This is a genomic window from Alkalibacterium sp. s-m-28 (genome assembly GCF_054658175.1).
The window spans coordinates 1-5,822 of the sequence record NZ_BAAGIQ010000108.1 but is presented as its reverse complement, the minus strand read 5'-3'; the positions used below and the strand labels follow the sequence as shown (position 1 = coordinate 5,822).

At 42.3% G+C, this 5,822-nt stretch carries 5 protein-coding genes; 1 reads left to right on the top strand and 4 read right to left on the bottom strand.

The features are described from left to right. Positions 1–700 (top strand): RNA-guided endonuclease TnpB family protein (locus ACYQ4S_RS10495; protein WP_459771015.1); only part of this gene is annotated, 700 nt, incomplete at its 5' end. 265 nt (positions 701–965) lie between these two features. Here ACYQ4S_RS10495 and ACYQ4S_RS10490 read toward each other — a convergent pair. The 4 genes from ACYQ4S_RS10490 to ACYQ4S_RS10475 all read right to left on the bottom strand — a co-directional run bounded on the left by ACYQ4S_RS10490 (position 966) and on the right by ACYQ4S_RS10475 (position 5,521). Beyond that, the gene (locus tag ACYQ4S_RS10490; RefSeq protein ID WP_091266445.1) at positions 966–2,069 is read right to left on the bottom strand and encodes a hypothetical protein; all 1,104 of its coding nucleotides are present in this window, start codon (positions 2,067–2,069) and stop codon (positions 966–968) included. A 211-nt stretch (positions 2,070–2,280) separates the two neighbouring features. After that, positions 2,281–2,493: a heavy-metal-associated domain-containing protein gene (locus ACYQ4S_RS10485; protein ID WP_091266442.1), complete on the bottom strand. Its 213-nt coding sequence runs from the start codon at positions 2,491–2,493 to the stop codon at positions 2,281–2,283. A 54-nt stretch (positions 2,494–2,547) separates the two neighbouring features. Continuing rightward, positions 2,548–5,016 carry a heavy metal translocating P-type ATPase gene (locus tag ACYQ4S_RS10480; RefSeq protein WP_459771013.1) on the bottom strand — a complete coding sequence of 823 codons (2,469 nt, stop codon included), beginning with the start codon at positions 5,014–5,016 and terminating at the stop codon, positions 2,548–2,550. Positions 5,017–5,095: 79 nt separating this feature from the next. Continuing rightward, on the bottom strand, positions 5,096–5,521 hold the full coding sequence (locus ACYQ4S_RS10475; protein WP_346025616.1) for a CopY/TcrY family copper transport repressor: 426 nt from the start codon (positions 5,519–5,521) through the stop codon (positions 5,096–5,098). Positions 5,522–5,822: the final 301 nt, after the last annotated feature.

Here is a 5,822-nt window from a genome sequence, read left to right as displayed (position 1 = left end):
TAACAACATCAAATCAGTTACTGTTACCCGTAAATCCAACAACAACTATTATATTTCTGTATTAGTAGAGTGCGAAAACCAAGACTTACCTAAGACAGACAAAATAGTTGGGGTAGATTTAGGATTGGCTGATTTAGCGATTACTTCTGATGGAATAAAATACCCTTCTTTATATTTGGATAGAAAGTACAAGAAGCAACTGCATTACTGGGAAAAACGATTAGCTAGAAGACGCATTCAAGCTAAGAATAAAGGCATTGACCTAAGAAGTGCAAAGAATTATCAAAAAGCCAGAATCCAAGTAGCTAAACTGAATCAGAAAATTAAGGATACACGCAAAGATTATCTTCACAAAATAACAACTGAATTAGTAGAGACGTATGATGTTATTTGTATTGAAGATTTGCGAACATCTAATATGATGAAGAATCACAAACTAGCTCAAAGCATCGCTTCTCAATCATGGAGAATGTTTAGAACGCTGTTGGAATACAAATGTCTGGCTTATGGAAAAGAATTTATTGCTGTGAACCCTTATAAAACATCACAGATTTGCTCTTCATGTGGTTCTGAAACGGGCAAAAAACCTCTAAACATTAGAAGTTTTATCTGTCCTGAATGTAATACTCCCCACGACAGAGACATTAATGCAAGTAAAAACATAAGAAACATTGGGCTTGGGATGAGCCTTAGTCAATAGCTTAAACCGCTGATGTTTGTTTGAAATAGCAAATATCAAGTTCTGAGTGTTCCTAGAAACTCGGTACTTTAGTGCCGATGTAGTTCATTATCTGATTACCCTGATAGCTAATATCCTCTTAGTGTAAGCCTATATTGTTTTTCATCCTGGTTATACACTTTTTTTGTTCAAACTCGTCGACCGGCACGTCTGGTTCTGTTCACGACTCTAGAGACGTCAAAAAGACAGCCGGCAATCGCGTCAGCTGTCTCCCCTTTTTGCCTGATCAATAAAGCGTACGTCTATCCGGATCGATACGTTTCCATTGAACCGTTGTATCCATATTTTCCAGTTTAACTACCTGTGTACACTGATACGTGCGGTACCATGACTTGATGTTAGGCGTCATGCTGTTGATGACACGCTCAATGTTTGCCCCTTTAGGTGTATTCCAGTTTTCCGGAAAAGATAAATTGATGACTGCTTTCCCCTGCTGATGGACTACATTGTATTTCCCTTTCAAGAACCCGGCTTCTCCTGAAGGAACGATCTTGAACTCCCCGTAAATCGGTCGGCCTTCTTTGACTTCCTGATGATTAGGGAATGCCGGATCGAAGGTTACTTCTACAGGATTAGTTTCGTGATCCACGGTGATACGCTTAAGTTTATATAAATCATTTTTCGTTGTTTCATAAAGATAGGTATTATGTTCACCTCTAGCAATGCCATCCTCATCGATCTGTACCTGTTCCAGAGTATATCTTCCAGCTTCATTAAAATTCGTAACGACCGAATCAGTCGAGAATTCAACATAATAACGCGCCTGAAAGTCTTTGGGAAAAGCAAAGGGATCGACTTCGACTACCTGTCCGTCGATAGACAGGAAAATTTCAGTATCTCTTTTTCTGGCGAAGTCAAAATTATACAGGAAAAAGAGAGGCATAGAGTGAGGCTCCTGGATATGATTCCCTACAGACGGGAGCCAGGTCAATGGTTTAGTGTCCTTGTCAACTCTTTCATCGACATAGAGCACGATACGGCGCCCCAATTTGTCGTTGAAAACAAAGCCGGCATCCAACTGACCGTTGGCATGTTCAAAATAGCCTTCATCAAACTCCACAGTGTACCGTTCCTTTAGACCTTTACCGCCTATAGACAAGATCTCTTCGTCTTCAGAAATAGTCAACGTATCCTGTACATATGAGTCTCTGTATCCATCAGTACGCCAGGCAAGAACTCTGAACCCTTCCCCCCATGGTTCTCCGCTAATATAATGAAGTTCGAAGGCCTCATATTCACTATCCGGATTTTTATGAAAATGAATCATAGCCATTTTTTTGATGGGTGATAATTTGAATCTAAATGGTACATATGCTTTGCCTTTTTTCATTCTTTCACCTTCTTTAAAAATTTCTAGTTTCAGTCCAGCTTATAGTTTTCCACTTATCAATCTATAGAGATAATTCAATGATACACTATTTTTTCATATCTGTAAGCAATTTTGACTGAAAGAACAACTTTTTTGAAAGTGTTCTCATATTATAAAAAGAAACAGGCTGTCCACATTGACGCTTTATGGACAGCCCTCAGACTTTATTTTATTAAGAGGTAACAGAAACAACAGTGTATGTGGTATCAGCTAAAGCTTCTTTGAGCTTCTCTTCAGATACTTCCGTCCCGGAAACGATTTCTGCTTCTTTGGTATCCAGTTTTACTTGTACTTCCTGAACCCCTTCGACCTGTGTGAATGCAGCTTTTACTGAATTCGCACAGCCATTGCAATTCATGCCTTCTACTATTGCTGTATATTTCATAAATAATCTCTCCTTCAAATTTATACGATTTACTGATTAACTAGCCTGTGTCGCCTAAGTCCAAGTTGGTGCAAAGTTTTTAAGTCTCAAGGCGTTCAGCAGAACTGAAACAGAACTGAAACTCATAGCAGCTGCCGCAAATACCGGATTGAGAAGTGGACCACCCAGCAGGAACAGCAGGCCCATGGCAATCGGAATACCAATTACGTTATAGGCGAAAGCCCAGAACAAGTTCTGCTTTATATTCTTCAACGTTTCCTTACTTAGTTCAATAGCCGTCAGCACTTCTTTTACATCGCTTCTCATCAGAACGACATCGGCAGACTCTACAGCAACATCCGTTCCAGAACCGATTGCAATACCGATATCGGCCTGAGCCAGCGCCGGTGCATCATTGATACCATCCCCGACCATGGCTACTTTCTTTCCTTCATCCTGAAGTTTTTTCACCTCATTGGCTTTGTCTTCCGGAAGCACATCACTCAGTACACGGTCGATACCGGCAAGTTGAGCCACTGCATTAGCGGTACGAGTGTTGTCACCTGTGATCATCGCTACTTCGATTCCTTGCTTCTGAAGTAACTGGACTGTTTTCACACTATTTTCTTTTAGTGTATCTGCGACAGCGATAATCCCTGCAATCTTTCCGTTGACTGCCAGATACATCGGTGTTTTTCCTTCATCCGCAAAAGTATCTGCCTGTGCTTCAATCTGATTATACTCGAAAGACTGTTCCGTCATCAATTTTTTGTTCCCGAAATAAAGGCGTATACCGTCCACTTCAGCTGTCAGTCCCTGACCCGGAATGGCTTCAAAATCAGTCGCCTCCTGCAGCTTCAGGTTCTTTTCTTCTGCTTCCTTAACTATTGCTTCACCTAATGGATGCTCACTGCCTTTTTCTGCAGAAGCTGCCAAAGCTAACAGGTCTTCTTCTGACCAGTCAGTGCCTTCAGTAACGAAGACATCCGTCACAACAGGTTTTCCTTCAGTCAGCGTCCCAGTCTTGTCGAAGACAATAGTCTGGACATTATGAATCGTTTCCAGTGCATCCCCACTCTTGATCAGTACTCCATGTTCCGCTCCTTTACCCGTTCCGACCATGATTGCAGTTGGAGTCGCCAGACCTAAGGCGCATGGACAGGCAATAACCAGTACGGAAATCATAATAGTCAGGGAAAAAATGAAACTCTGGCCAGCTATCAACCAGACCAGTCCGGAAATAAGAGCCAGTCCAATAACGATCGGCACAAAGTAGCCGGTTATAATATCAGCCAATTTGGCAATAGGTGCTTTTGATCCTTGAGCTTCCTCTACCAGTTGAATAATCTGGGACAAGGTGGTATCTTTTCCGACTTTAGTTGCCCGATAATCAATCGATCCGTTCTTATTCATGCTGGCACCGATGATGTCGTCCCCTTCACTCTTTTCAACTGGCATGCTCTCCCCTGTCAGCATGGATTCATCTACGGATGTCCTCCCTTTTATGATCACACCATCTACAGGCATTTTCTCTCCCGGACGAACGCGGACAATATCTCCTGGAGAGACGCTTTCGACCGCCACTTCCTCTTCTTCGCCATTATGAACGATGCGGGCTGTCTTCGGTGCCAGATCCATCAGCTTCTGGATCGCCTCAGACATTCTCCCTTTGGAGCGCTCTTCCAGATACATGCCCAGTGTATGGAACGCCAGAATCACAGCCGCTGTCTCGTAGTACAGCATCATCGCCAGATCTGCTCCATCCACTATGATTGCATAAGTGGCAGCTACACTATATACGAAGGCAGCTACCGTCCCAAGCGAGATCAAGGAGTTCATGTTAGGATGTCCTTTCGATAAGGTTTTGAACCCTTGCTCAAAATACGAACGACTCAGCCACATCACAGGAATCGTCAAGATCAACTGAAGCAGAGCGTAAGGAATCGGATTAGCCATGTGATCGATCGGTCCTGGAAGCATGATGCCGATCATCGGAGCCATTGATACGTAAAAAAGTGGTACGGTAAAAATAGCAGTCCAGATGACTCGACGCTTGAGCACCTCTTCTTTCGACTCACTCGCTTCTTCTGTAGGTCCGTCTACCTCTACTTCATCCTCTTCTTTCGGGATAGCTTTGTATCCCGTCTGATTGATCGCATCTTCTATGTCTCTCACAGAAAGTTTAAGCGGATTGTATGTGACATTCATTTTTTCTGAGGCCAGATTGACTGACGCCGAAACCATCCCTTCAAGTCTGGATGCCGTTTTTTCTACGGTCGCAGAACATGAGGCACAGGTCATCCCTTCGATATTAAAGGTTGCGTTGACAGCCTGAGGCATGACTACAGTATAACCAGATGCATCGATCTCCTGTTCCAGTTCTTTCGGATCAAAGCTTGTTTCATCTACCTTTACAGTCAGTTTTTCGGAAGCCAGATTGACTGATGCTTCGACGACACCTGAGACCTTTCTAGCCGTCTTCTCTACAGTCGAGGCACATGACGCACAGGTCATGCCTTCGACCGGATATGATTTTAAATCCATTATTTTCTCCTCCTGATTCGGTTTTGTTCTTAATGAAACGAGCGCAACTATCCAGTTGTCTTATTTCTCGCTCACTCTTTTAACTACATGTACACTGGCCGGTAATGCATCCACAGGCTACCACTTCAGGAGCATTCTCTTTTTTCATTTGAATAATTTTTTCCAGCGATTCCAGGTCCTTAATGCTAAGTGTTCTGCTCTCAAGCATCATTTCGATAAGCTCGCCTACTTTTCTAGTACAGACCTGGTTCAATAGATGCTCTGATGCTTCCTTCAGACTTTCATCTTCTGTAACAGCTGGCGAGTAGTCGTACTGACGACCGTTCTGCGCCGTTGTCAGCATCCCTTTTTTCACCAGACGTCCAATAAGTGTCTTTGTAGTAGCTAGTTTCCAGTCTTTCTTTTCATTGAGGATACGGCTGATTTCCTTGCTTGTAATGGGATGCGTCGTCCAGACGACTCTCATTACTTCCCATTCTGACGGGGAAATTTGTATGTCCTTCATCTTACCCCTCCTATGATTACAATTGTAAACGTTGGTTCGTATTTATAGTTTACAATTGTAGTCTATAGATGTCAAGGTTTTTTTTACCTCTCTTATAATCTTTAGTAGCTGATCTGTTTTCAGATATATAATGTCCAGAGATTAGTTATTTTTAGGATTACTCTGTTTCATTAAGGGGAAATTTGTATGTCCTTCATCTTACCCCTCCTATGATTACAATTGTAAACGTTGGTTCGTATTTATAGTTTACAATTGTAGTCTATAGATGTCAAGGTTTTTTTTACCTCTCTTATAATCTTTA